25 protein-coding genes are annotated in these 25830 nt (G+C 36.9%); 3 read left to right on the forward strand and 22 right to left on the reverse strand.

Annotated elements, in window-relative coordinates; genetic code table 11:
• Positions 1-20 precede the first annotated feature (20 nt).
• The 5 genes from LG377_RS07975 to rpsB form a co-directional block, all read right to left on the reverse strand.
• A complete protein-coding gene (locus LG377_RS07975; RefSeq protein ID WP_225744139.1) occupies positions 21-761 on the reverse strand; it encodes an isoprenyl transferase in 741 nt (246 codons plus the stop codon).
• A 391-nt stretch (positions 762-1152) separates the two neighbouring features.
• Complete coding sequence (gene frr, locus LG377_RS07980; protein ID WP_225744140.1) at positions 1153-1710, reverse strand: ribosome recycling factor; 558 nt, start codon at positions 1708-1710, stop codon at positions 1153-1155.
• Complete coding sequence (pyrH, locus tag LG377_RS07985; RefSeq protein WP_225744141.1) at positions 1703-2434, reverse strand: UMP kinase; 732 nt, start codon at positions 2432-2434, stop codon at positions 1703-1705. The genes frr and pyrH overlap by 8 nt, the downstream gene beginning before the upstream one ends.
• 145 nt (positions 2435-2579) lie before the next feature.
• A complete protein-coding gene (gene tsf, locus LG377_RS07990; RefSeq protein WP_225744142.1) occupies positions 2580-3464 on the reverse strand; it encodes a translation elongation factor Ts in 885 nt (294 codons plus the stop codon).
• A gap of 52 nt (positions 3465-3516) precedes the next feature.
• Positions 3517-4275 carry a 30S ribosomal protein S2 gene (gene rpsB / locus LG377_RS07995; RefSeq protein ID WP_225744143.1) on the reverse strand — a complete coding sequence of 253 codons (759 nt, stop codon included), beginning with the start codon at positions 4273-4275 and terminating at the stop codon, positions 3517-3519.
• 241 nt (positions 4276-4516) lie between these two features.
• On the opposite strand from rpsB, the gene LG377_RS08000 reads away from it, so the two are divergent.
• Complete coding sequence (locus LG377_RS08000; protein WP_225744144.1) at positions 4517-5110, forward strand: 1-acyl-sn-glycerol-3-phosphate acyltransferase; 594 nt, start codon at positions 4517-4519, stop codon at positions 5108-5110.
• A 42-nt stretch (positions 5111-5152) separates the two neighbouring features.
• Here LG377_RS08000 and LG377_RS08005 read toward each other — a convergent pair whose 3' ends face one another.
• The 5 genes from LG377_RS08005 to LG377_RS08025 form a co-directional block, all read right to left on the reverse strand.
• The gene (locus LG377_RS08005) at positions 5153-6943 is read right to left on the reverse strand and encodes an ABC transporter ATP-binding protein (protein WP_225744145.1); all 1791 of its coding nucleotides are present in this window, start codon (positions 6941-6943) and stop codon (positions 5153-5155) included.
• On the reverse strand, positions 6943-8694 hold the full coding sequence (locus LG377_RS08010) for an ABC transporter ATP-binding protein (RefSeq protein WP_225744146.1): 1752 nt from the start codon (positions 8692-8694) through the stop codon (positions 6943-6945). Before LG377_RS08010 ends, LG377_RS08005 begins: the two co-directional genes overlap by 1 nt.
• Positions 8695-8861: 167 nt before the next feature.
• Positions 8862-9107 carry a YneF family protein gene (locus LG377_RS08015; protein WP_225744147.1) on the reverse strand — a complete coding sequence of 82 codons (246 nt, stop codon included), beginning with the start codon at positions 9105-9107 and terminating at the stop codon, positions 8862-8864.
• Positions 9108-9365: 258 nt separating this feature from the next.
• Positions 9366-11363: a transketolase gene (tkt, locus tag LG377_RS08020; protein WP_225744148.1), complete on the reverse strand. Its 1998-nt coding sequence runs from the start codon at positions 11361-11363 to the stop codon at positions 9366-9368.
• Between the two features lie 127 nt (positions 11364-11490).
• Positions 11491-11733, reverse strand: coding sequence for a DUF896 family protein (locus tag LG377_RS08025; protein ID WP_225744149.1), 243 nt, complete (start codon positions 11731-11733; stop codon positions 11491-11493).
• Between the two features lie 269 nt (positions 11734-12002).
• Between LG377_RS08025 and lexA the strand changes: the two genes are divergently transcribed.
• Positions 12003-12638, forward strand: coding sequence for a transcriptional repressor LexA (gene lexA, locus LG377_RS08030; protein ID WP_225744150.1), 636 nt, complete (start codon positions 12003-12005; stop codon positions 12636-12638).
• A gap of 67 nt (positions 12639-12705) precedes the next feature.
• Here lexA and LG377_RS08035 read toward each other — a convergent pair whose 3' ends face one another.
• On the reverse strand, positions 12706-13275 hold the full coding sequence (locus LG377_RS08035) for an NADPH-dependent FMN reductase (RefSeq protein WP_225744151.1): 570 nt from the start codon (positions 13273-13275) through the stop codon (positions 12706-12708).
• Positions 13276-13287: 12 nt separating this feature from the next.
• Positions 13288-14361, reverse strand: coding sequence for an LLM class flavin-dependent oxidoreductase (locus LG377_RS08040; protein ID WP_225744152.1), 1074 nt, complete (start codon positions 14359-14361; stop codon positions 13288-13290).
• Positions 14362-14475: 114 nt separating this feature from the next.
• Here LG377_RS08040 and LG377_RS08045 point away from each other — a divergent pair, with 114 nt between their 5' ends.
• Entirely contained in the window at positions 14476-14814 is a 339-nt protein-coding gene (locus LG377_RS08045; protein ID WP_225744153.1) for a helix-turn-helix domain-containing protein, read from the forward strand.
• A gap of 68 nt (positions 14815-14882) precedes the next feature.
• Here the strand turns inward: LG377_RS08045 and LG377_RS08050 are convergent, their stop codons facing one another.
• The 10 genes from LG377_RS08050 to clpX form a co-directional block, all read right to left on the reverse strand.
• Complete coding sequence (locus tag LG377_RS08050) at positions 14883-15395, reverse strand: adenine phosphoribosyltransferase (RefSeq protein ID WP_225744154.1); 513 nt, start codon at positions 15393-15395, stop codon at positions 14883-14885.
• A 30-nt stretch (positions 15396-15425) separates the two neighbouring features.
• Positions 15426-17741, reverse strand: coding sequence for a single-stranded-DNA-specific exonuclease RecJ (gene recJ / locus LG377_RS08055; protein WP_225744155.1), 2316 nt, complete (start codon positions 17739-17741; stop codon positions 15426-15428).
• Positions 17742-17827: 86 nt separating this feature from the next.
• Positions 17828-18697, reverse strand: coding sequence for a DegV family protein (locus tag LG377_RS08060; protein ID WP_225744156.1), 870 nt, complete (start codon positions 18695-18697; stop codon positions 17828-17830).
• A 19-nt stretch (positions 18698-18716) separates the two neighbouring features.
• A complete protein-coding gene (locus LG377_RS08065) occupies positions 18717-19124 on the reverse strand; it encodes a lipopolysaccharide assembly LapA domain-containing protein (protein ID WP_225744157.1) in 408 nt (135 codons plus the stop codon).
• A 72-nt stretch (positions 19125-19196) separates the two neighbouring features.
• Positions 19197-19985 carry an SDR family oxidoreductase gene (locus LG377_RS08070; protein WP_225744651.1) on the reverse strand — a complete coding sequence of 263 codons (789 nt, stop codon included), beginning with the start codon at positions 19983-19985 and terminating at the stop codon, positions 19197-19199.
• The gene (gene rnz, locus LG377_RS08075) at positions 19985-20932 is read right to left on the reverse strand and encodes a ribonuclease Z (RefSeq protein ID WP_225744158.1); all 948 of its coding nucleotides are present in this window, start codon (positions 20930-20932) and stop codon (positions 19985-19987) included. The genes LG377_RS08070 and rnz overlap by 1 nt, the downstream gene beginning before the upstream one ends.
• A gap of 36 nt (positions 20933-20968) precedes the next feature.
• A complete protein-coding gene (gene obgE / locus LG377_RS08080; protein ID WP_305067556.1) occupies positions 20969-22270 on the reverse strand; it encodes a GTPase ObgE in 1302 nt (433 codons plus the stop codon).
• Between the two features lie 166 nt (positions 22271-22436).
• Positions 22437-23594, reverse strand: coding sequence for a hypothetical protein (locus LG377_RS08085; RefSeq protein ID WP_225744159.1), 1158 nt, complete (start codon positions 23592-23594; stop codon positions 22437-22439).
• Entirely contained in the window at positions 23591-24196 is a 606-nt protein-coding gene (gene yihA, locus LG377_RS08090) for a ribosome biogenesis GTP-binding protein YihA/YsxC (RefSeq protein ID WP_225744160.1), read from the reverse strand. Before yihA ends, LG377_RS08085 begins: the two co-directional genes overlap by 4 nt.
• 192 nt (positions 24197-24388) lie before the next feature.
• Entirely contained in the window at positions 24389-25645 is a 1257-nt protein-coding gene (gene clpX / locus LG377_RS08095; RefSeq protein ID WP_225744161.1) for an ATP-dependent Clp protease ATP-binding subunit ClpX, read from the reverse strand.
• Positions 25646-25830 lie beyond the last annotated feature (185 nt).

Raw genomic sequence — 25830 nt, forward strand, 5'->3', positions numbered from 1 at the left:
CTCCTCCTGAATTTCTTTTTTTAAAGTGCTCCGTAGCGACGGCTTCTATTTTGATAGTCTAGTAAAGCTTCATCTAGAATATCTCCTGTAAAATCTGGCCAGAATAATTTTGAAAAATAAAATTCACTATAGGCATTTTGCCAGAGTAGAAAATTGCTTAACCTTTGTTCTCCGCTACTTCTGATCAACAAATCAACCTCATCATAAGGCTGTATCGAACGTGTAAGCAGTTCACCTTGCAATACGTCTTCTGTGATATCTTTTCTACTCAATTCTCCGCTCAAGACTTTATCTACTACAGATTTAGTGGCTTCAACAATCTCCGATCTTCCACCATAGTTGAAGGCGAAATTTAGAATCATACCTGTATTGTCCTTAGTCTCACTGATTGCTTTTTCAATTGAACGTTTGGTTGGACCAGGTACTTTATCCTTGAATCCTATCATATTTACTTTAATATTGTTCTCCTGAAGTTCAGGAACAAAGCGATCAAAGAAATTAACAGGCAGCTGCATAAGAAATTTCACTTCTTGTGGTGGTCTCTTCCAGTTCTCAGTAGAAAAAGCATACAAGGTCAAGACTTTGACGCCTCTTTCACTCGCGCGTATTGAGACACGTCTAATCGCTTCCATACCTTCTTGATGACCTTCTTTACGGTCTTTCCCTGTATTTTGCGCCCAGCGACCGTTACCATCCATAATAACAGCAACGTGATCTGGAATAAATTTATTATCTTTAATGAATTGTGGTTGATCTCCCACATCAAAACCTCCAAGTATTCAATATACATCTATTCTATTGTAGTAAATAATCCTTTAAATTACCACATCAAATATATAAAATTACTATAAGGATTCTTTTTGTCGTACAGATTTAAGCATAAACACAAGGTCAAACACCTTTATGAATCTTTAGATTATTAAATCAGCTCTTTATTTGATATACTATTTATAATATATCTTTGAACAATCTTAAGGAGGCATTTTAGCATGAAACAGAATCTTAAAAAATATATTATTGGGTTAATTATTACGACCGTTGTGACTAAATTAGTCAATAAGTATATTATTGATAAACTATAAACCGTTCTTCACTTTATGTAAATAAAACAAAGAATGCAAGAAGATTTATAAAAAATCTCCTTGCATTTTTTTATACGTCTAAAATTTCTTTTTCTTTCTCTGCAGATAATTTGTCGATTGCAGCTACACTGCTATTGGTAACTTTTTGAACTTCTTCTTCATAGTCATGAAGATCGTCTTTAGTTAACTCTCCATTTTTCTCTGCTTTTTTCAATGCATCTATTGCATCGCGGCGGATATTGCGAATAGAGATTTTAGCATTTTCTGCTTCTTTCCCTACTTGCTTAGCAATTTCTTTTCTTCGCTCTTCAGTAAGCGCTGGAACAACCAGACGAATCACTGTTCCGTCACTTGAAGGTGGAATACCGATGTCAGACTGATTCAATGCCTTTTCAATGTCTCCAACTGAACTTTGATCATAAGGTGTGATCAACAGTACTCTAGCTTCAGGAACTGAAATTTGAGCTAATTGATTCAATGGCGTTTCTGCACCATAATATTCAACATTCACTCTATTCAGTAGGCTTGGATTCGCTCTTCCGGCTCTAATTGAACCCAATTCACGTACATAAGATTGTTCTGCTTTTTTCATTCTTGATTGTGTGTCTTTTAATATTGCATCACTCATCATGTGTCCTCCTAACGGTTGTTCCGATATTTTCTCCTAATACTGCTCTTTTGATATTTCCTGTTTCATTCAAATTGAATACAACTAGTGGCATATCATTATCCATACTTAACGATGAAGCTGTTGTGTCCATTACTTGTAGTGACTGATTGATGATTTCTAGATAAGTCAGTTTTTCGTATTTAACAGCATTCGCATCCTTATTCGGATCAGCTGAGTAAATACCGTCAACGTTGTTCTTAGCCATCATGATTACATCAGCATTGATTTCGGCTGCTCTTAAAGCTGCAGTGGTATCTGTTGAAAAATACGGACTACCAATTCCACCTGCAAAAATAACCACACGACCTTTTTCAAGGTGACGAATCGCTTTTCTACGGATGTAAGGTTCAGCAACTTGTCTCATTTCGATAGAAGTCTGAACACGTGTCGGTACGCCATTGTTTTCAAGACAATCTTGTAAGGCTAAAGCGTTCATCACTGTAGCAATCATACCCATATAATCAGCTTGAGAACGTTCCATACCCATTTCAGAGCCTACATGGCCTCTCCATATGTTTCCGCCCCCAACAACGATGGCCATTTCAATACCTAGATCGTGTACTTCTTTGATCTCTTGGCAGATTTCATCAATAGTTGGAGGTTGTATACCAAAACCGGAGTCTCCAGCCAATGCTTCTCCACTTAATTTCAAAATAATTCTTTTATATTTAGGTTCTAACATCTTATTCCCTCCATCAGTCATACAGGATTATTTTACCATATTCCATCTTGCTGGTCATTACAAAAAAAGGCTTTTGTATGTATCAGACTCTAAAAAAGGCAGGAACGCTAATTACTACGTTCCCACCCATTTTAAAGACTATGCCTTATTTTTTAGCTAGTTGGCTTTGTACTTCAGCAGCAAAATCTTCAGAACGTTTTTCAATTCCTTCTCCAACTTCATAGCGGATGAATGATTTGATTGTTGCGCCATTCTCTTTCAAGTATTGACCAACAGTTTTGTCTGAATCTTTAACGTAAGGCTGATCTACAAGACTGATTTCAGCTAACCATTTGCTTAAACGGCCTTGGACCATTTTTTCAACGATATTAGCTGGTTTTCCTTCGTTTTTAGCTTGTTCTGAAAGCACGCTTAATTCGTGATCGCGTGTTTCTTGAGGCACTTCATCACGAGTGATGTATTTAGGGTTGATTGCTGCAATGTGCATAGCAACATTACGAGCGATCTCTTCGTTGTCAGTTCCTTCAACAAGTGCAAGAACTGTAATACGTCCACCCATGTGCTCATAGTCACCGAAAACTTGGTTGTCAGTTTTTTCTAAACGAGCGAAACGACGTAGAGTGATTTTCTCTCCGATTGTTTGAGTTGCTTCAGTAATGACAGCTCCAACAGTTTCACCATTCATTTCAACTTCCAATGCTTCTTCAACAGTAGCAGGGTTGTTTTCAACGATTGCTTTAGAAATACCCTTAACAAGGTTTTGGAATTTTTCATTTTTAGAAACAAAGTCAGTTTCTGAGTTAATCTCAGCAATTGCTGCAGAGTTTCCTGCTGCATAAACGTTTGCTAAACCTTCAGCCGCGATACGGTCCGCTTTTTTAGCTGCTTTAGAAACACCTTTTTCGCGTAGGTAATCTACCGCTGCGTCTAAATCTCCGTCTGTTTCTACAAGTGCTTTTTTAGCGTCCATCATTCCAACGCCTGTTTTGTCGCGCAATTCTTTTACTTGAGCTGCTTTAATGTTTGCCAATGTTTTTCCTCCTAATCGAATTGTACCTAATTTTTAGTAGTTAGATTAAAAATTATGCGTTGTCGCCTTCTACAACTTCTACAATTTCATCAAGTGAGTCAGATTTAACTTCTTCTTCAAATCCTTCTTCACCTTGGTTACCTTCAATAATAGCGTCAGCAACAGTTTTAGTTAATAATTTAACTGCACGGATTGCATCGTCATTTGAAGGGATGATTACATCGATTTCGTCTGGATCACAGTTTGTATCTACCATAGCGATGATAGGGATGTTTAATTTTTGAGCTTCTTTTACTGCGATGTGCTCTTTACGAGGGTCAACAATAAATAGAGCGTCAGGACGTTTAGGCATATCTTTGATTCCGCCCAAGAATTTTTCTAGACGATCGCGTTCTTTGATCAAAAGACCAACTTCTTTTTTAGGAAGTGCTTCGAAAGTTCCATCTTCTTCCATTTTTTCAAGTTGTTTTAAGCGAGTAATACGTTTTTGGATTGTATCCCAGTTAGTAAGTGTTCCACCTAACCAACGGTGATTGATGTAGTAAGCGCCTGCTCTGATTGCTTCTTCTTTGATAGCATCTTGAGCTTGTTTTTTAGTTCCTACGAAAAGAACTGTTCCACCATCTTCAGCGATTTCACGAACATAGTTGTATGCTTGATCGATCATACGAACTGTTTTTTGTAAATCGATGATGTAGATACCGTTTCTTTCTGTAAAGATATAACGTTTCATTTTCGGGTTCCAGCGACGTGTCTGGTGTCCAAAGTGAACTCCTGATTCTAATAGTTGTTTCATTGATACTACTGCCATTTGTACATTCCTCCATTATGGTTTTTTTCTTCCTCTGTTTTCACTTGTATGAAGACTCCATGGCTACAGAGCACCTTTCATTACATCCAACAAAGTGTGAAATTTGATGTATTTTTACACCGTCTTTAAGTATACACATTAGAAATACAAATTGCAAATCAAAAAAATAAAACTTGATTCTTCTATATGATTATCGCATACTAATGAGGTTCAGTGAAATTGTTAAAGGAAGTGTTTATCCGTGTTCTTTTCTTTTGTTCGTGGCTTTGTACGAATTCTGATATTGATTTTTAATGGTAAGCCAACTTATATCAATCGTGAGAAATTGCCTAAAGATGAAACCTACGTGATCATTGCACCCCATCGATCATTAATTGATCCTATTTTTATCGCATTGGCGGCTAGTCCGCGTCAATTCTGTTTTATGGCTAAAAAAGAATTATTTGATCATAAATTTTTTGGTTGGTTTATCTCCAAGTTAAATGCGTTTCCCGTAGATAGAGATAATCCAAAACCAAGTGCGATAAAACAACCGGTTAAAATATTGAAAGAAAACAAATTAAGTTTAGTGATTTTCCCGACCGGTACAAGACACTCCCAAGAACTTAAAGGTGGTGCTGTAACAATCGCGAGAATGAGTAAACGTCAAATCGTTCCTGTTGTTTACGAAGGCCCTTATTCAATCAAAGAAATTTTCACTCGAAAAAAAGCTGTCGTTAAAATTGGTGACCCTTTTTGTGTAGAAAGAAAGATTGAAGGCATTGAAGATATCAATCAGTATTATTCAGACAAAATCCAACAGTCCTTTGAAGCACTTGACCAATTAAAGAAATAACAAAAAAGAATGGCCCTCTAATGTTGAGGGCCATTCTTTTTTCTAACTCATCTGTAATCCAATATTTTGTAGTTCATACATATCTTTATATTTTCCACCGCTGGCAATCAGTTCATCGTGAGAACCACGTTCGATAATTCTGCCGTTATCTAATACAAGTATTTGATCGGCATCTCTAATTGTTGAGAGTCTGTGGGCAATAGCGACTGTAGTCCGCCCTTTTCTCATACGGTTCAACCCTTCTTGTATAAGAGCTTCTGTTTCAGTGTCAATGTTAGCTGTTGCTTCATCCAATATTAGAATTTTTGGATCTCTAACAATGGTGCTCGCGAACGAAATCAATTGCTTCTGTCCACTTGAGAAACTTGCACCACGCTCAACCACTTTCGCATCGTATTGTCCAGGTAAATCTTCAATAAATTGATCTGCTTGGACAAATTTTGCTGCTTGTATAATCTCCCGATCTTTGATTTGATCATTTTTAATTCTAATATTGTCTTTGATTGTTCCGTAGAAAAGGAAGGAGTCTTGTAGGACTAATCCTGTCTTATGTCTCAATTCTCTCATCGGGTATTCTCTAATGGATCGACCGTCAATCAGAACTTCCCCGCTCTGGAAATCGTAGAATCGCATCAAGACATTGATGATTGAGGACTTTCCACTCCCCGTATGACCCACTAAAGCCACCGTCTCTCCTGGGTTAACTGTGAAGTTGATATTTTTAAGGACGTTTGTCTTTCCATCATATGAAAATGAAACATCTTTGAATTCGATTTTCCCTATTTCGATGGTTGCATCAGGTTTGTCCTCTTGCTCAGGTACATATTCTTCATTGTCCATAACAGTCAGGATACGGCTACTTGAAATAATCCCGTCTTGGAACAAGCTTAAACTATCCATCAGTCTTGTTAATGGTCTAAAGAAGTCATTTGCATAGGACGTAAAAGCATAAATAATCCCAACTTCTACAGGACTTTGCAGTGCATTGACTCCAAAAAGAGCGAGTATCAGGACAACTGCCAAAGTATATAAGAAGTTAATCACTGGGCTTAACAGAATCGCATTGATTCTAACCATTGAATATCTCGAATCATAGTAAGATTGATTCGTCTCCTCAAACTCTTTCTGCAGTCGTCTTTCCTGTCTGAATTGCTGAATAATTGACATACCATTGATGGTCTCAGCAAGTTTCGTATTCAAAGAACTTAACTTAGATTTCATTTCAATATAGGTTTTTGAACTATAGACTTGATAGAATCTGATAACTAATAATAAAACGGGTGCAAAGAGTAAAATCCATATAGCGACCGATGCGTCTAGGAAAAACATTGCGCCTAATGAAATAACTACACCGAACACACCTTGCATAATGGTCAAGAAAACATTCCAAAAATCTTTCATCGCTTCTGTATCATTTGTTGCTCTTGTAATGATCCATCCAGTAGACGTCTGATCGAAAAAGCGCATGCCAAGACTGTGTAATTTGGTGTAGAGACTTTCTCTAATGTTCTTAACCGTTTTTTCAGAAGCCATATTGAAAATGTACAATTCAAAATACCATACAATCATTCTAATCAATGTAACACCAAAATGAAGTGCTGCAAAGAAAATAATTGTTCTCAAGGTGGCTGTACCTGGTGTAATATGATCATCTATAAATACTTGTATGATTCTAGGAAGAATGGCATTGATGATTGCCAGTATAATACTTAACCCAATGGCAAATACAAACTGGAATCTATAAGGATGAGCGTATTTTAGAATTCTTTTAAGCACATGCATCTGTTGCTTAAAAGGCATCGTTGTGTTCTTTGCGGTTTCTTGCTGCTCCATTATATATCCTCCCCTTCCAGTTTTTGTTCAAGTTGTTGCTGTTGATACATGTCTTTATACCAACCGTCTAACTCTAGTAATTCTTTATGAGTTCCGCGCTCTACAATGGTCCCTTGTTCTACTACAATGATTTCTTCCGCATGCATAACAGAGCTTATTCTGTGAGCAGCGATAATTGTCGTTTGGTTGTGGCGTTTACGTTTTAATCCAGAAAGAATACTTTCCTCTGTTTTCGCATCTACTGCTGAAAGCGAGTCATCAAGTATCATGAGTTCTGGATTTGTAATAATCGCTCTCGCAATGGAAATCCTTTGTTTCTGACCACCTGAAAGTGAAACACCACGCTCACCTACTTGCGTGTCATATCCATTTGGTAAGTTAAGAATATCTTCATGTATATCCGCAAGCTTAGCAGCTTCTTCTACAACACTTTGAGGCATGGTAGGATCAGCGAATCGAATATTATCCCTGATCGTTGTTGAGAATAAATAATTATCCTGAGGCACGTATCCAACTTGTTGGAGTAAAGCATTTAACGTGTAATCTCTAATATCATGACCGCCATACTGAATATGCCCTTTGTAAGCATCATACTCTCTCAGCAGTAATTTTAATATGGTTGTTTTACCTGCTCCAGTCTTACCGACAAGCCCCATTGTATGACCTTTATTTAACTTGAAGTGAACATTTTGTAAAGTAACTGTCTCATCATCTGGATAAGAGAATTTTTTGATATCAAAATCAAGATCACCGTTTATAGGTGTTTCTATCGATCCATCTCTTTCTACAATAGAAGATTCTTCTCTTAAAAGGTTTTCTATCCGGTCGTAACTAGCTGACCCTCTTTCAATAATATTGAACAATCTACCTATGGCGAACATTGGCCAGACGAGCATCCCTATATAATTGATGAACGTGACAAAATCACCAATTGTAATTTCATTTCCAGTAATCAGAATTCCACCGACTAGTATGGTAAGGAAATAAGACACCCCCATAATAAGCGTAATGGCCGGATCAAACAGGGAGTCTATTTTGTAAACCAATCTATTTTTAGCGACAACGTTGTCTGTTTGAATCTTAAATTCTTCGATATCTTCTTTTTCTTGTCCGAATGTTTTCAAGACTTTCACACCTTGAATACTTTCTTGTACCTTGTCATTTAATTGTGAAAAAGAAGCTTGAGCGTCTCTAAATCGTAGGTGTAGTTTTCGACCTAAAATTCTTGAAGTGATTGCTAGTAAAGGTAATGGGAATACCGCTAAAAGCGTCAGTCTCCAATCAACGAGGAAAATCATTGCCAGTAATGTTGTCAACCCGACACTAATGGCATCCGCCATTGTCAAAATACCGCCACCCGCGACCATTCGCAAACCTCTTAGGTCATTTGTAGCATGTGCCATTAAGTCTCCAGCACGATACTTCTGGAAAAACTGGCTGTCCATACTGGTAAAATGATTATATAATTGCTCTCTTACTAACTGTTCCAGTTTTGCAGCATTTCCCCAAATTTTCATGCGCCAAATATACCTAAATACATATTGTCCAACTGCAGACGCCGCCAGAATACCCAGCCAAAATGTTAATGACTGGCTCGTAATACTATTTGTCTCAATCTCATCCACTACGATTCCTATGATTCTAGGAGGGATCAGTTGGAGTAATGCCACTGTAACGAGGGAAAAAATCCCAATCATGTATGATTTTTTTTCTCTACGGAAAAACCATCCTAACCGCTTGAATATATCCATGTACGTTTTTCTCCTATTCTCTAGTTTTTTACCCCTTTACCCAATATAACTAATTATGACACCGTGTCATACGTGTTGAAAAAAAGAACGGGCAAAGACGCTGCCCGCTACACATAATTGATTCGTAATGTGATTATTGACTAAATAAGCTCATTAGTCAAAACTTATTACTTCTTATTTTTATTTTTTGGATTCTTTTTGTTTTGTGCTTTCATCTGGCTCATCATCTGATTGATTTTTCTTTCAGAAGGTTTTTGACCCATTTGCAGCATCATCATTCGTAGCATATTTTCATCAATTGGTGGGTTTTTTTCAAAGTAATCCATCATATATTTTCTAGAGATGAAGAATCCTCCAACCAGTCCAACAATTAAAGCTAGGATAATTAAAGTTATTGCAAGTCCTGTATTCATTTCATTAACTCCTTTCTATACGTTCTAGTATATTCAGAATCATCTTTTGGACTTCTATAAAAGCAAGTATGATTCGAAACACTCACTCAACTATTCTACACAACTTAGACAGAAAAATAAACCAAAAGTGAATTTTATATTTCAAAACACTCAAATGAGACAACTAATTACTGATATTAAAGAAGAGAAAGGCAGCAGCCTTTCTCTTCTTTAAGGTAGATCAATCTTGATCTCTATTAGTTTGATTTGTTATTTTGATTAGCCTAATGATAGATACGTTTGAACAACGTTATCTGGTGTGAAGCCATATGATTCTACTACAGCTGGTCCATTGCCGCTTGCACCAAATTTGTCGATTGCGACACTCTTACCATAAGTTCCAGTGTAACGGTCCCATCCAAATGATGAGCCCATTTCAATAGAAACACGTTTTGTTACTGAAGCAGGCAATACTGATTCTTTATATTCAGAAGATTGCATGTCGAACAAGTCTGTACTTGGCATAGAAACAACAGAAACGTCTTTGCCTTGAGCTTTCAACTCTTTTTGAGCCTCAACTGCTAGGGCAACTTCAGAACCTGTAGCAATCAAAATACCTTCAGGTGTTTCGTTTTCAGCAGGTGAGATAACATACGCACCTTTTTTAACATTTTCTCTAGCCATTTCTTTAGAGTTCTCTAAAACAGGCAGGTTTTGACGAGTTAACACGAGCATTGTAGGTCTGTCAGTAGATTTCAAAGCAATCTCCCAAGCAGCCGCTACTTCATTACCATCCGCTGGTCTGATTAGAGAAAGGTTGTGCATACCTCTGAAACTAGACAACTGCTCAACGGGTTCGTGTGTCGGACCGTCTTCTCCTACAGCAACTGAGTCATGTGTCAATACATAAATCGCAGGAATTCTAGAAAGAGCCGCAAGACGTACAGCTGGGCGAAGGTAATCACTGAATACGAAGAATGTTCCTACGTATGATTTTGTTCCTCCGTGTAATAAAATACCGTTTAAGGCAGCTGTCATAGCAAATTCTCTAACACCATACCAGATATTTCTTCCTTCATATTGACCAGGTTGGAAATCAGTTTGATTTTTCATCATCGTGTTGTTCGAACCTGATAAGTCAGCAGATCCACCCCAAAGGTTTGGAATTGAATCAGACAATGCGTTCAATACTTCTCCACTTGTTGCTCTTGTAGCAGAAGCTTTGTCATCTATAGAATAAACTGGTAATGATTCATCCCAATTTTCTGGAAGATTTCCACTTAAGGCTAGTTTAAATTTCTCAGCGAGTTCTGAGTGCGCACTTGTATAATCTTCAAGCGCTTTGTTCCAGTTTTCTTCTGCTTTTTGGCCTTTTTCAACCATAAGTTCTTTGAACCTTTGGGCAACTTCTTCTGGTACAAAGAAGTCTTCGCCTTCCCATCCATAAGCTTTTTTAGCAGCCGTTACACCTTCTGCTCCAAGAGGAGCGCCGTGAACAGTATGTGTTCCTGCATTAGGAGCACCAAAACCGATAACAGTCTTAACTTCAATTAAAGTTGGTTTATCCGTTGATTGTTTAGCAGCTGTGATTGCTTTGTCGATAGCGTCTAGATCGTTACCATCTTCAACAAGAATATGTTCCCATCCATAAGCTTCAAAACGTTTCCCAACGTTCTCAGTGAAAGCTTTTGAAGTAGGTCCATCCAAAGAAATATCGTTGGAATCATAAAGCATGATCATTTTACCTAATTTAAGGTGTCCCGCAAGAGAAGCTGCTTCTTGAGATACGCCTTCCATTAAATCTCCATCTCCACATAGTGCATACGTGTAGTGATCAACGATGTTGTGATCTTCTTGATTATAAGTTGAAGCCAAGTGCGCTTCTGCCATAGCCATACCTACTGCATTCGCTACACCTTGCCCTAAAGGACCAGTCGTTGCTTCAACACCATCAGTATAATGTACTTCAGGGTGTCCTGGTGTACGACTACCTAGCTGACGGAAATTTTTCAAATCATCAACTGTTACATCGTATCCTGCTAAGTGCAGTAAGCTATAAAGTAACATTGATCCGTGTCCAGCAGACAAAACGAAGCGATCGCGATCGAACCATTTCGAATTTTTTGGATTAACATTTAAGTGACGTGTCCATAGTGTGTAAGCCATTGGTGCAGCACCCATTGGTAATCCAGGGTGTCCAGAATTTGCTTTTTGAACGCCGTCAATACTAAGAGTTCGAATTGTATCTACAGCCATTTGATCAGTTTTATCAAACAAGTAACTCATTCCTTCCTGTTGCTAAAAGTGGTAACGCTCTTAATCATTGTACTATTTAAATTAATTTTATTCAACGCTTTCATAGAACATACTTAAATTTGTCCGTACATCTTCAATTAGTAGTAGATTAATCTCTATTATGGATCCCTTTGTCCTTTTGAATTCCCTTGAGTTTTTCAGGGGTAACGTCTTGGCCCTCTGGATCTACAATTTTCATTCCTTCTATATGATTTCTCATACCAGATCTAAAAGCTTTGATATATTTTTCTCTTAGGTCTTTCTGTTCAGATACTTCTTCCGGTGTTAATCCTTCACTTCTTTGTTTTCTAACTAGCTCATTGATTCTATCTAATTGGTCTTTTGCTAACATTTTATATCCTCCTATTAGGCTTTCTAGCCTAGACTTTTTCTTTCAGTACATCCTATTGCGAACAACCATTGTAATACAAAATTGCTTGAAAATCTAATTTCCTAGGGAAATGCTCGCTTATTTCGAACATTCGTTTGATTAGATGTTCGGTATATGATATAATTTTACTAAAGTTTACGAACATTGTGAACTCATATTCACTGAATCATACACTAGACTACTATTATACTTAATTTAAACGATAATTTGAAGGGATGAGGTGTTACGATATGACTACTAGAGGCCGTAAAGGCGAAAAGCAAATCGAAATTTTACGTTATATTCATGAACAAGTAAACAAAAGAGGGTATCCACCTACCGTTCGAGAAATTGGGTCTGCCACTGAATTGTCTTCCACTTCTACTGTGCATGGCCATTTAGCTAGACTAGAAAAAAATGGTTTTATCTTAAGGGATCCTTCAAAACCTAGAGCAATTGAATTCACTAAAGAAGGGTTAATCAAAATTGGAATTGATGAATTTGAAAATCATATTCCATTATTAGGTGTTGTTACCGCCGGAGAACCGATCTTAGCTGTTGAAGAAGCAACCGATTATTTCCCAATTCCTAATGATTTAGAAATTGAAAGAGGCAATCTTTTCATGTTAACGATTCGTGGTAATAGTATGATTAATGCCGGAATCTTTGATGGTGATCAAGTTATTGTTAGAAAACAAGAATCTGCTCAGAATGGTGACGTCGTTATTGCTATGACCGATGAAGAAGAAGCAACCTGTAAAAGATTCTATAAAGAACAAGGCTACATTCGCCTTCAACCAGAAAATGATACGATGGATCCGATTATATTATCTGATGTCTCTATCTTAGGTAAGGTTGTTTCTTTATACAGATCCCATATCTACTAAAATAGATTAAAACGAAAAGGCAGTCATGCTATGAAGGTAAAACACTTCATAGTCATGTCTGCCTTTTTTAGAATCCGTATGCTTCTTCTTGAGATTCCCAGATTCCTTTATAAGCGGTTGCCAGTATAACTGTATCCTCAATCAGTTTTTCAAGTCTGAAATGGATATCGTCGTTATTAATTTTTCCAGCTGTATAGTCTGTATCCAGCAAGAAAACATAATTTGGAACAATATTGGATTTCATATAGCTGAGGATTGGCTTAAGTTGCTGTTCTGGTATCAAATAATGTCTATTTGACCCTGCTGTTGCAATGATTGCCGAAACTTTATTCTGTAAAGCGCTTTGTGGTAGTAAATCAAAGACATTTTTTAGTACTGCGGGTATGGATGCTTGAAATATCGGTGTCGCGATAATAAGGATATCCGCTGCCATAATGGTTTCTGTGATCAGTTTATTATCTCCAGTATAATCAAGATAATTTCTTCCATCACTAAATTGCATCTCATAATTTTTAAGATCTAATAGCGTGTATAAATGATCTCCGCCATACTTTACTCTAAGTTCAGTCATGACCTTTTCAGCCACTATAGAAGACTTCTCTCCTACGTTTGAACCTGCTAATACGACGATATCCATCTAATCTACTCCTTATTTTTTAGTGTACTTTCTAATCGCTGGTAAGATTTTTTCACCAATAATATCAATATTTTTCTTAATATCATCCATGGTAACACCACCAAAATCTAGTTGGGCAATGTAGCGCTGGTTCCCAAACAATTCATGCTGATAAAGTATTTTTTCAATAATCAATTCAGGATCTCCTACGTTTATGACACTTCTATAGTCTTGTCCATGAGCAAATGCTTGCTTAGGAAATCCTTGTCCATTTGTTTTCTTCATTCCTTCATTAACATGGGGATAGTATTCTCTAAATGCATCCATCTTATTAGTGCTGGCATAAAAGAAGCCTGCTGTTGCTACTGGTAATGTTTTAATATCGTACCCAGCTTCTGCTGCCGTTTCTCTGTAAAGATCAATCGGCTTCTTGAATTCAGATGCCGGTCCGCCCAAGTGAGCTTGATACATCGGAACACCTATTAATCCTGCTTTTTGTGCAGAAGCATAAGAGCCGCCCACTGCTCTCCATATTGGTAGGCCATTCTGGTCGTTTTCTGGTCTAGGTATAACGTGTGCATCATTTAAAGGTGCACGGTATTCCCCTTTCCAACTCAATCTTTCATTTTCATTGATTCCTAGTAATAAGTCGAACTTTTCTTCAAATAACGCTTCGTAGTCCCTAAGATCATATCCTAGTAAATCGTATAATCCAACTCTTGAAGCACGGCCCGCTACGATTTCCATGCGACCATTAGATAATAGATCAATTGTTGCTGCATCTTCAAAAACACGAACCGGATCAGACGTACTGATAATGGTTGACCCTGATGATATTTTTATCTGATTTGTTGCTTGTGCTATAGCTGATAAGATAATCATATGTGCTTGCGATACGAAATGATCCTGATGAGATTCCCCAAGCTGAAAAATATCTAAGCCTGCTTCATCAGCCAGTACAGCTGTCTCTATAATTTCTTTGATTCTTTGTTGAGCAGAAATTCTTTTTCCTGTATGTGGATTTGGTAAGTGGTCTCCAAGTGTGTATAAACCAAACTCAAGCCCTTTGCTTTCATCAATTTTTGGTAAGATTCGATTGTTGATCATAATTTAATCATTCCTCTTATAATTAGTAAGTTAATTATATCATGATTCTCTATCTATTGAAGTAGGTACTTTATAGTGCTATAGTATACTTAATATACTATTGGAGGTGTACAGATGATATCTGATTTAGAACCGGAACATTGCAAAGTAAACGAACCTTTAGACATCTTGTTTGGTAAGTGGACCCCTGTTATTTTATTGAATTTGATGCACACCAGCCCAATGCGTTTCAGTGAAATCAAGAGAGCTATTCCGGAAATCACACAAAAAATGTTGACTAAGCAATTACGTGAACTAGAATCCCAAATGATTATTACCAGAGAAGTTTTTCCAGAAGTTCCCCCTAGAGTCGAGTATTCCGTTACTACGTATGGTAGAACCTTGGAACCCATTCTTGATGCCCTTCATCAATGGGGAAATGCACACAAAAAGAAATTACTTGAAAATCAATAAAAAAGTACTGTACTGTCGTAGACTGATTTCAACTTCCAGTCTTAAGACATATACAGTACTTTTTACTTTTAGTACTCCATTAGAGTGAAGATATCGTAACCTTTAATTTTATCTCGACCTTTAAGGTCTTTCAATTCGATGAAGAATGCTGTTCCAACAACTTCGCCGCCAAGCTTTTCAACAAGCTCTATCGTAGCAGCAATTGTTCCACCAGTAGCTAACAGGTCATCACACACTAAAACCTTTTGTCCAGGTTTGATTGAGTCTTCGTGTAGTTGAAGGACATCACTACCATATTCCAAACCGTAGTTCACTTCAATAGTTTTTCTCGGTAGTTTGCCTTTTTTACGACATGGAGCAAAGCCTATCCCTAATTCAAAAGCTACAGGACAACCAACAATAAAGCCTCTTGCCTCTGGTCCAACAATCATGTCCACTTCTTTGTCTTTAGCGTATTCTACGATTTTTTGAGTCGCTTCACTGTACGCTTTTCCGTCAGCCATCAATGGGGAGATATCTCTAAAAGTAATACCTTCCTGTGGAAAATCGGGAACATCTGCTACATAATTTTTTAAATCCATTATAAGTCTCCTTTTATTATACAAACGCATTTATTTTATATTTTTCAGTGCCTCTGTCAGTTCTTTGAATGAACTATAAACAACGGTTTCTTCAACAGCGATATTTTCAAGTCTCTGCTTGTAAACTTTTGTCTCTTCAATAGCCATTTTACTCGCCTCAGAATTCACACTGAGCAGTCCGCCTTCTATTGTAACAAATCCGGCTTCTAAAAACACCCTGATTATGAACTTTAGAATCGTTTTATCCATTTTTAGATAATCTGCAAGTAATGTTCCTTTTTCTTTAAGGTTAATATTCTTATGTTTTGCTAAAAATTTATATAATTTAGCAAACTGTTCTCTTGAAGGCATACCAAGTAAATAATCTTTACTTTTTGTATAAAAGATACAGTATAAGGTTTGTTCTTCATTATGAAGTACCGTATTTTTAACTAGTTCCAACGACTCAGGACAATCTACAATGACATAAGCTCTTTGAGCATCAAAATTCAAAGCATCTTCCGTTGTTGCAATCAATAAGCTATCCGATTTATCCGTCACAAAGGGACTATACTTAGTAAAATTCTGCTTATCATAAAAAAGATACGTAACGCCTTCCATCAGTAGATCTGATTTCTTTAGATCAGTGGTTCTCTTGTCTATGATGACTTGATTCAAGAACTTCATATCCGTTAACTGCATTTGAGGTTTTTTATTTCCGTTCCATTCATTGATTTCTACTGTACCAACTACTGAAATTGGTGTATCTGATTTTAATGCATCCGCGATTGATCCATAATTAAAGGCAATAACATCTAGAGGTGTACCCTCTTGATCTACTTTTAATTTCAAGTGCGTGCGATCTGCTCCAATGGCTCTAGCATCTATGGGTGTAACCTCTGAAAAAAGGAATACTGGTTTTGGATTATCTGTTCCAAAAGGTTTCAGCAGTTCAATCTCTTTGATTGCCTCCACATTGATATCTTTTATCTTACTTTCTTCTTCTACAGCCAATTCGTCCATAAAATCAGTTGTTTCTTGAAGTTTTTCTGCTTCTTCGTTCAATGCCTGTTTTAAAGCTTGTATATTCTCAACTGGTAAAGTCATCCCTGCTGCCATTTGGTGTCCACCAAAGTGTTTGAATAAACCTCTTATTTTGTTGCCACTTTCATAGAGGTTAAAGGCTTTAATGCTTCTAGCAGAACCTTTAGCTTCTTGAGTGGAAGGATTAATATTCAATATAACAGCTGGTTTCCCAGTTTCACTGACAATTCGGCTAGCGACGATGCCCAATACACCTTCATGCCATCCTTCTTTTGCTAAAACATAAACGGAAGACGTTTCTTGTTCTTTTAAAAGCTCAAGTGCTTCTCCTGATATTTTAGATACAATCTCTTTTCTTTCTTTGTTTTTAGTATTCAGTAAGGTCGCAATTTCTTGTGCTTTTTCCTCATCAAAAGTTGTCAGTAATTCTACAACGGGCGTTGCGTCTCCTAATCGACCAATTGCATTGATAGGCGGAGCAATTTTGAAACCGATAGTTGTTTCGTCAATTTCCTTAAGAGAAAGTGACAAAGCATTAAAAAGACTCAAAACACCTACTCTTTGAGTTTGCTTGAGTGCTTTTAATCCAAAGTCCACAATGGCTCTATTCTCATCTGTTAAGGAGACCAAATCAGCGATTGTTCCAATTGCCGCTAAATCTAGTAGTTCGATTGGTAAATCTCCTAAAAGCGCTGTAGCTAGCTTCAAAGCTACTCCGGCTCCAGACAAATCTCTGAATGGATAAGTGCCTTCTGGGTGATTTGGATGAATGACCGCAAAAGCTGCTGGAAGCGAATCAGGTATTTCATGATGATCAGTGACAATAACATCTACACCATTTTCTTGAACCTTTTGAATGGCTTCGTGTCCTGCGACTCCATTATCTACTGTAATAATCAGTTGCGTTCCGTTTTCTTGAAAATAGGTAAAGGCTTTTACATTGGGACCATATCCATCGACGAAGCGATCAGGAATAAAGTACTCCACGTTTGCACCAATGGATTCCAGTGTTTCGTACATGATTGCTGTACTAGTTACACCATCTGCATCATAATCTCCGTATATCATAATTTTTTCGCCAGATTCAATCGCTTCAGAAATTCTATCTACAGTTTTTTGCATACCATGCAATAAAAATGGATCATGAAACCAAGACTCATCTGGACTGATAAATCTAAGGATTTCTTCCTTGGTTTCCAACCCTCTATTGAGGCACAAATTAATAAAAAAGGGTGAACGATTTAATTGTTCAGAAAGCTCCTGTATTTTTTCTGAGTCGTTTTTAGAATTAATGATCCATTTCTTTGATTGTTTAAAAGTCAATATATCCACTCCTTGAATCGATTACTCTCACAATAAAAAAAGCATGAGCAATGGCAATACTTACTCCAGAGCTCTTGCTTTTAGTTCTATTTTTCGTCTAGAAGCTGGACGCCTATCCCGATCAAACCTGGTCCTGTATGCACACCGAGTGCTGGACTAACTTGATCGAAAAAGATATGTTCATAGTTTGGCAATCTTTTCTTAAGATCTTCCCGAATAGCTTTGGCTTCCTCTATTGCTGTCTCTCCACCATAAGCAACGCCTATATTGTATTTAGTAGAGTTTGCAGCATAAGTCTCAACTAACTCAATTGTTTTGTTAATAGACTTGGCTTTCCCTCGTACTTTAGCGATTGTAGTATAGATACCATCTTCATTACAAGTAATGATTGGCTTAAGGTTCAATACACTTCCTAGTACTGATTGAACCAATCCAATTCTCCCACCTTTTTGAAGATACTCAAGTGTTGGAACATGGAAGTAAACTTTTGCTTTATTTGCACTTTTTTGAAGGTTCTGTTTGATTTCCTCAAACGTTAATCCCTTCTCAACTTGATGAGCAGCCTCAACAACTGATAGACCGGAGCCGATACCAATATTCTTAGTATCTAAAACAAAAACATCAAGCCCCTTATAGTCTTTTGCAACTAATCTAACCATATTATTTGTTCCGCTAAGACCACTTGAAATCGTAATGGCTAGAAGTTTTTCGTATCCTTCAGCTTTGATTTCATCGAAAATCCCTTTAATGATTTCTCCGTCCGGAAGAGACGTTTTAGGAATTTCATTTTCCATACGTTTATAGACTTCTTCAGCTGTGATGTTTACCTTATCAGTATATTCACCGTCTTTGAAGATAATCTTTAAGGGGATCACTTTAATATTATATTTCTCTTTAATCTCCTCAGGAACATCTGCTCCGGAATCTGCCATAATGGCAATTTTTTCTTTATTCATAGGGTTCTCCTATCTTATATTATAAAGTTTCATCTTCAACAGATGTAGGTGTTGTATTCATCGTGCTTTTAGACTTTTCTGTTTGAAGCGCTTTTTCTTTAACTCTAATTTCTTGTTTAAGCTGATCAATTTCTTTATTATATCTATCTTCTAGCTCATTTACTCTAGCGTTTTCGTGCTCTTTAGCTTGAGTTGAAGATTTTTCTGCTTCTTTACGTGTTTTAGATTCTTGGTAAATTTTAACAGTTGACAGTAATGTTGCAATAAGCGCTCCTAAAAGAAGAGCTCCTAAAATGACGATAATCAAAGGCCATTCGTATGTTGCGAAACCAAAATTAATGGGTACTGGATCAACATTCAATACAGATAAGATCGCAACCAATAAAAATAAAATAAACGCACCAACAAAACTCCATTGTTTTTTCATTATTCTTGTCCCCTTTTAACCTATTCTAATTGAAGAATAACATGTTAAGTAAATTATTTCATTTATAGTGAATTACTTCATATCGAAATTGTTCAAAATGATGTAATCTCCCAGTCTAGGGAACATAGAATAAAATTTAGAAGCAATATTCAAACTTAATGGTAAAGTGACTTCTCTTTTATTGATACCAATGATATCGATGGTTTTTTCAGCTACTTCTTGGCTAGTCAGTACAAAAGCTTGGATCTTCTCCAGATAACTTCCAGATGGATCAAATTCATCAAAAAAGGCAGTATCTACTGGTCCCGGATTGATTGTTGTTACTTTGATATTCAGTGGTGCTAATTCGAGCCTCAGTGCGTTACTAAAGCCGATTACAGCAAATTTAGTAGCAGAGTAGACAGCAGATTTAGGTGTAGCTATTTTACCAGCAATCGAAGCAACATTTATGATATGTCCACTTTGTTTTTCAGCCATTTGCAAAGCCGCTAGTTGAGTTAAGTACATAACGCCCAGAACATTTACTCTGAACATGTTTTCTGCTTTGTTTAAGTCGTATTTAATGAATTCTTCTGTATGACCAAAACCAGCATTGTTAATTAATACATCTACCGTACCAACTTCTGTTTTCACTTTATTCATTGTTTCTTCAATTGCATCAGGATCAGAAACATCTAAAGGATAAATATACACATCCGAAGTCGTCGTACTCAAGCATCGATTTTTGACTTCTTCAAGTTTATCTTTTCGTCTTGCACATAAAATTAAGGTTGCACCTTTATTAGCAGCAGCATATGCCATTTCTTCACCAATTCCTGATGAAGCACCAGTAATCAAAACGACTTTATCTTTAAGTTCCATCATTTAAGTTCGTCTCCTTCTCTTGCAAGTGGGATAGAGATTTCTTTAAGATCCTGCATAACATAAGTTTCCGAAAAAATAGTCTGTGCTTCTTTTTGCATTTCATAGACGTCATTACTCAAATAACGAGCACTAATATGCGTTAATAAAAGTTTTTTTGCATTTGCTTGTTTAGAGGTCTCGGCAGCCTGGACATTCGTTGAATGATTATAACTTGTTGCCAGTTTAACATCTTTATGCGTGAATGTGCTCTCATGAACTAGCACATCGGCATTTTCTGCCAACTCGATACTCGCACTTGTTCTCACTGTGTCTCCAAGAATTGTAACCACTCTTCCTTTTTGGGAAGGTCCTACAAAATCTTTTCCATCAATAACCGTACCGTCTTCAAGTATGACCTTTTCGCCATTTTTAAGTTTACCAAACATAGGACCAAAAGGTACACCAGCAGCCTTCAATGCATCCGCTTGTAATGTACCTTCATGATCAGATTCTTCAATCCTAAATCCATAAGAAGGAATACCATGTTTTAACTTTTTAACCGTTACTTTAAATTGTGTGTCTTGAAAAATGCATTCATTATCGCTAAATTCAACGAATTTTATTGGATATTTTATATGAGTAGCTGAAAATCTCAGACTTGACAGAACATACTGCTTAATGCCTACTGGACCATATATTGTTAATGGTGTTTCTCCACCTTGAAAAGCTCTACTACTGAGCAAACCCGGGAGACCAAAGATATGGTCTCCATGCATATGCGTAATAAATATTTTCTCGATTTTTCTAGGTTTTAAGGTAGTATGCAGAATCTGGTGCTGAGTAGCTTCTCCACAGTCAAACATCCAAATACTATTTCTTTCTTCAAGCAGCTTCAATGCGATACTTGAAACATTTCTGTGTTTAGCCGGAACCCCGGACCCAGTTCCTAAAAATAATAAATCCATAACTGTCCCCTATTTCTAATTCAAACTTGATGATTTTTATTCGACGAATTCAAATTCAAAGTTATCAATTCGAACGATATCGCCATTTTTAGCACCTTTTGATCTAAGTGCTTCATCTATACCCATTCCACGAATCTGACGAGCAAATCTCATGATCGATTCATCGTGGGCAAAGTTCGTCATTTTATATAGTTTTTCAAGTTTTTCTCCTGAAAGTACCCAAGTACCATCAGGCTCTCTCATGATATTGAAGTGATCAACTGAAGGAGTGTGTTTGTACAATACTCTTTCTTCTTGTTCAGTTTCCTCATCATAAAGTGGGAATTCAGGTGTCGTTTCAAGTAACTCAGCAGTTCTAGATAATACAGCCGTTAATCCACGTTTAGATAAAGCTGAGACTTCATAGAGTTCATATGACCCTTCAAGTTCATCTAATTTTTCTCTGAAAATACGAAGATTTTCGGCAGAGTCTGGCATATCCATTTTATTGGCGATAATGATTTGCGGTCTTTCTCTTAACTTAAGATCATATTCTTCTAGTTCATTGTTGATTGTAATATAGTCATCGATTGGAACTCTTCCTTCGATTCCGCTCATATCGACAACATGAAGGAGTACTCTTGTACGCTCAATGTGTCTAAGGAACTCAATTCCTAGACCCACGCCTTGAGAAGCACCTTCAATCAGTCCAGGCATATCTGCCAGTACAAAACTTTGACCTTCATCCGTCTCTACCATGCCAAGATTTGGTACGATTGTTGTAAAGTGGTAGGCACCAATTTTTGGCCTAGCCGCTGAAACAACAGAAAGTAAAGTAGATTTACCAACAGATGGGAAACCAATCAAACCTACATCAGCAAGAACTTTTAATTCAAGCTCAATTTCTTTTTCTTCACCAGGCTCACCATTTTCAGCGATCTCCGGTGCTGGATTACGAGGTGTCGCAAAACGAATATTCCCACGTCCGCCACGTCCACCTTTTGCAATAACAGCTTCTTGACCGTGATTGACTAAGTCAGCATACATCTGTCCGGTTTCTGCATCTTTTACAATTGTACCAGGTGGTACTTTCACATAAAGGTCTTGTGCTCCGCGGCCATGCTTACTTTTGGACATTCCGTTGTCCCCGTTTTTAGCTTTGAAGTGTCTATTGTACCTGAAATCCATTAAGGTTCTAAGACCTTCATCCACTACAAAGATAATGTTCCCTCCGAGACCACCGTCTCCACCAGCCGGTCCGCCATCTGGTACATATTTTTCACGTCTAAAAGCAACCATGCCGTCTCCGCCATTACCTGCCTTAACATTTACTTTTACTTGATCTAAAAACATTGACATCTATAAATCCTTCTCTCCTGTGCAGTACTCTTACTTTTCATTTTACACTATTACATCTTATAATACTAATCATCTTAAATGAGAGCATAATAAAAGCGGGACAGGCCCGCTTCTCTTTGTATTCAATTCAATCCATTATAAGCACCGGTCAGCTTTCAACTAACAATTAAGCTTTTGATGGCCTGGATATTGAGTCAAAGGATCCTTCTGAACCAACTGCTAAATTGAAATAAGCTCGATTCGGGTCCTGATTTAAAGACAATTCAGTCATTTGTTGATATTCTTCCATGAAACGTTCAGTTACTTGCGTCATATTTTCTTCGAAAAAGAGTTCTGCATTCGAAATTTCTTCATCTGAAAAATCATTATTATGATACGTACTCGGGGCTTCATACTGTACTAGAGAACCTAATAAGTTAAAGGCTTCCTGTTTTTCCTCTGAGAAATCTACAACAACCTGCTTTTTCTCGGTTTGCCGTATGTTTTCAATACGCATCATAAGTTCTTCGGATAAAAGTTCACTATCAAATGAAGAAGCAACAATGATACCATCCGCATTACAAAATCTAAAACCGACAGAAGTTAAATCTGCAGCATGTAGACGGGTCTGTTTTTCTTCTGAATTTGTTAAATGTACCCAATCTTTTAGCGTAGAAATCATTTTTTGACTGATTTCAGCATCCTGATGGATCACTGTAATCGATTCTGCATCCAAATCCAGTAGTAACTTAGCTAGATGAACCGTATCATAATCTGTCCCAAACAACACAAATTTCTGTTCTGAAAGTGAATCCATTCTATCTTTAAGTATCTCAATCGTTTTAGAAGGATCTGTAAGATAGAGAGGACGCATGGCTTCAGAAATACGCATTTTTTTTGAAAAATCAATAGCTTTTTGGAATAGTTTTCTAAGGACATTGCCTAGAACCTGTTTTTCATCAGCTGATTTCATAGCGGCTTCAGCATATTTTAGCGTCGCGAGAGAACCTTTAGCTTTAGTCTCCATTCCACTTAAAGTTGATAATAAGTGGTTGATAACATCTTTATTGAATTTACTATAAGTTTCCAAAATGATTTCTTTTAAAGGTTTATCTGTGTGTTTAGAAAGATACCTTAAAAGATCACCATGCTTGAAACTCTTTTCGTCAACATTCAAATAGTACTCGCTACGGACCTCTGAAGATATGATACACACTTCCTGTACTCCTGAAAATGCACTAATATCTTCTAGATGCGTCATCTTTTCTTGCTCACTAAGTTTATATCGATCGATATCATCAATAGATACGGTATCTTGATTTACACCATACATTAATAGTTTCAATTATGATCATTCCTTGTACTAGCAAGTATTTCATTCCAGACTTCTTCTCTTCCTTCCCGTGTTTCGGAAGAAAACATGATGACTTTATCTTCAGTAGCTAATTGAAGAGTCTGAACAACTTGGTTGATGTGTTTATTTCGTCTTGACTTCTTGATTTTATCTGCTTTAGTCGCTACAACTAATACAGGTAAATCATAGTACTTCAAAAAATCGTACATTTGAATATCAAGTTCTGTTGGATGATGTCTTAAGTCAACGAGCAGAATACTTAAAGTCAGTTCTTCTCTGCTTGAGAAATAGATATTCATCATGTCTCCCCATTTTTTTTGTTCCGCATTCGAGACTTTGGCATAGCCGTATCCCGGAACGTCTACAAAGAATAAAGAGTTTTCAATATTGAACCAATTTAACGTTCTCGTTTTTCCTGGTTTACCAGAGGTTCTCGCTAATTTTTTTCGATTTACCATTGTATTGATAAAAGAAGATTTACCTACATTAGAACGTCCAGCTAATGCAATTTCTGGAAGTCCATCGTCTGGATATTGAAGCGGAGAAACTGCGCTGATTACGATTTCTGCATAATGAATTTTATCTGTATTCATCTATTTTTCTCCTAAATATAATTTATTTCGATTGATATAATCCTGTATAAGTATATCATAATCAAAAATATTTTAAAGAACTTATTTAAAGAGTGTGTCACACACCTCTCTTATGTTACAAACGTGTGACAAAGATCGAACTATTAATGTAAAAAAAGATGCCCCTAATAAGAGACATCTTTCCTAAACATCTTAAACAGTGACCAGTTCTCCATCATGATCGTAATAGACGGGACTACCCGTTCCAACGACTACTTCTGGCGTAATGATTACTTTTTGAATATCGTCTCGACTTGGTACTTCAAACATGATTTCCATCATGATACTTTCAATGATCGAGCGTAGACCCCTAGCACCTGTATCTCGTTCTATTGCTTTCTTACCAATCTCTATTAATGCTTGGTCATCAAACTCTAACTCCACATTATCAAGTTGCATCAACTTCATGTATTGCTTAACTAATGCACTCTTAGGTTTGGTCAGAATTTCGACTAGATCTTCTTCCGTCAGTTTCTCAAGAACAGCAGTAATTGGAAGACGACCGATAAACTCTGGTATTAAACCATATTTTAGCAGGTCTTCTGGAATGATTTGTTGCATCATACTAGCATTTTCATCGAATCCTTTGCGAGTATTTGAAGCACCAAATCCAATCACTTTGTCCCCAAGACGATTTTTGACCATCGTTTCAATTCCATCAAAAGCGCCACCAACGATAAAGAGGATATTTGTTGTATCGATCTGAATCAGTTCTTGATGAGGATGTTTACGTCCACCTTGAGGAGGAACGCTTGCAGTTGTTCCTTCTAAGATTTTCAGCAAAGCTTGTTGAACACCTTCACCACTTACATCTCGAGTAATCGATACATTCTCAGATTTTCTGGCAATTTTATCAATCTCATCGACGTAGATAATACCGTACTGTGCACGTTCAACATCATAGTCAGCAGATTGAAGTAGTTTTAATAGGATATTTTCTACATCTTCACCAACATAACCCGCTTCTGTTAAGTTCGTAGCATCTGCAATAGCAAATGGTACATTCAAGATACGAGCTAGCGTTTGAGCAAGATAAGTTTTACCAGATCCTGTAGGGCCAATTAAGCAGATATTACTTTTTTGCAATTCAACATCATCTTCTTGATTTGATAAGTTGTTGACGCGTTTATAATGATTATACACAGCAACGGACAAAGCTTTTTTGGCTGCATCTTGGCCAATAATATAATCATTTAGAATTGCTTTAATTTCTTGAGGTTTAGGAACCTCAGTATCTTCAGTGTAAACTTGTTTATTAAATTCTTCATCCATAATCTCTTTACAAAGATCTATACATTCATTACAAATGTATACTCCTGGACCTGCAACAATCTTCTTAACTTGATCTTGTGATTTACCACAAAATGAACAAGAGATATTTCCAGATTGTTCTTCATCATTATCAAACATGGCAGGTTCACCTCAATTCTTCAAAATCTTCTCACTTTTCATATAGTAACATAGAACATGTGTGCTTGCCAATACTGTGACTCTATATAAAGACTACTTTTATTATGAAAAATGGGAATGCTGCAATAGCATTCCCTTTTCATATAGTTACAATCAGTTGTCTCATTTACAGAGAAACTGATTGT

Source organism: Marinilactibacillus sp. Marseille-P9653 (assembly GCF_916618885.1).
Classification (GTDB): Bacteria; Bacillota; Bacilli; order Lactobacillales; family Carnobacteriaceae_A; genus Marinilactibacillus.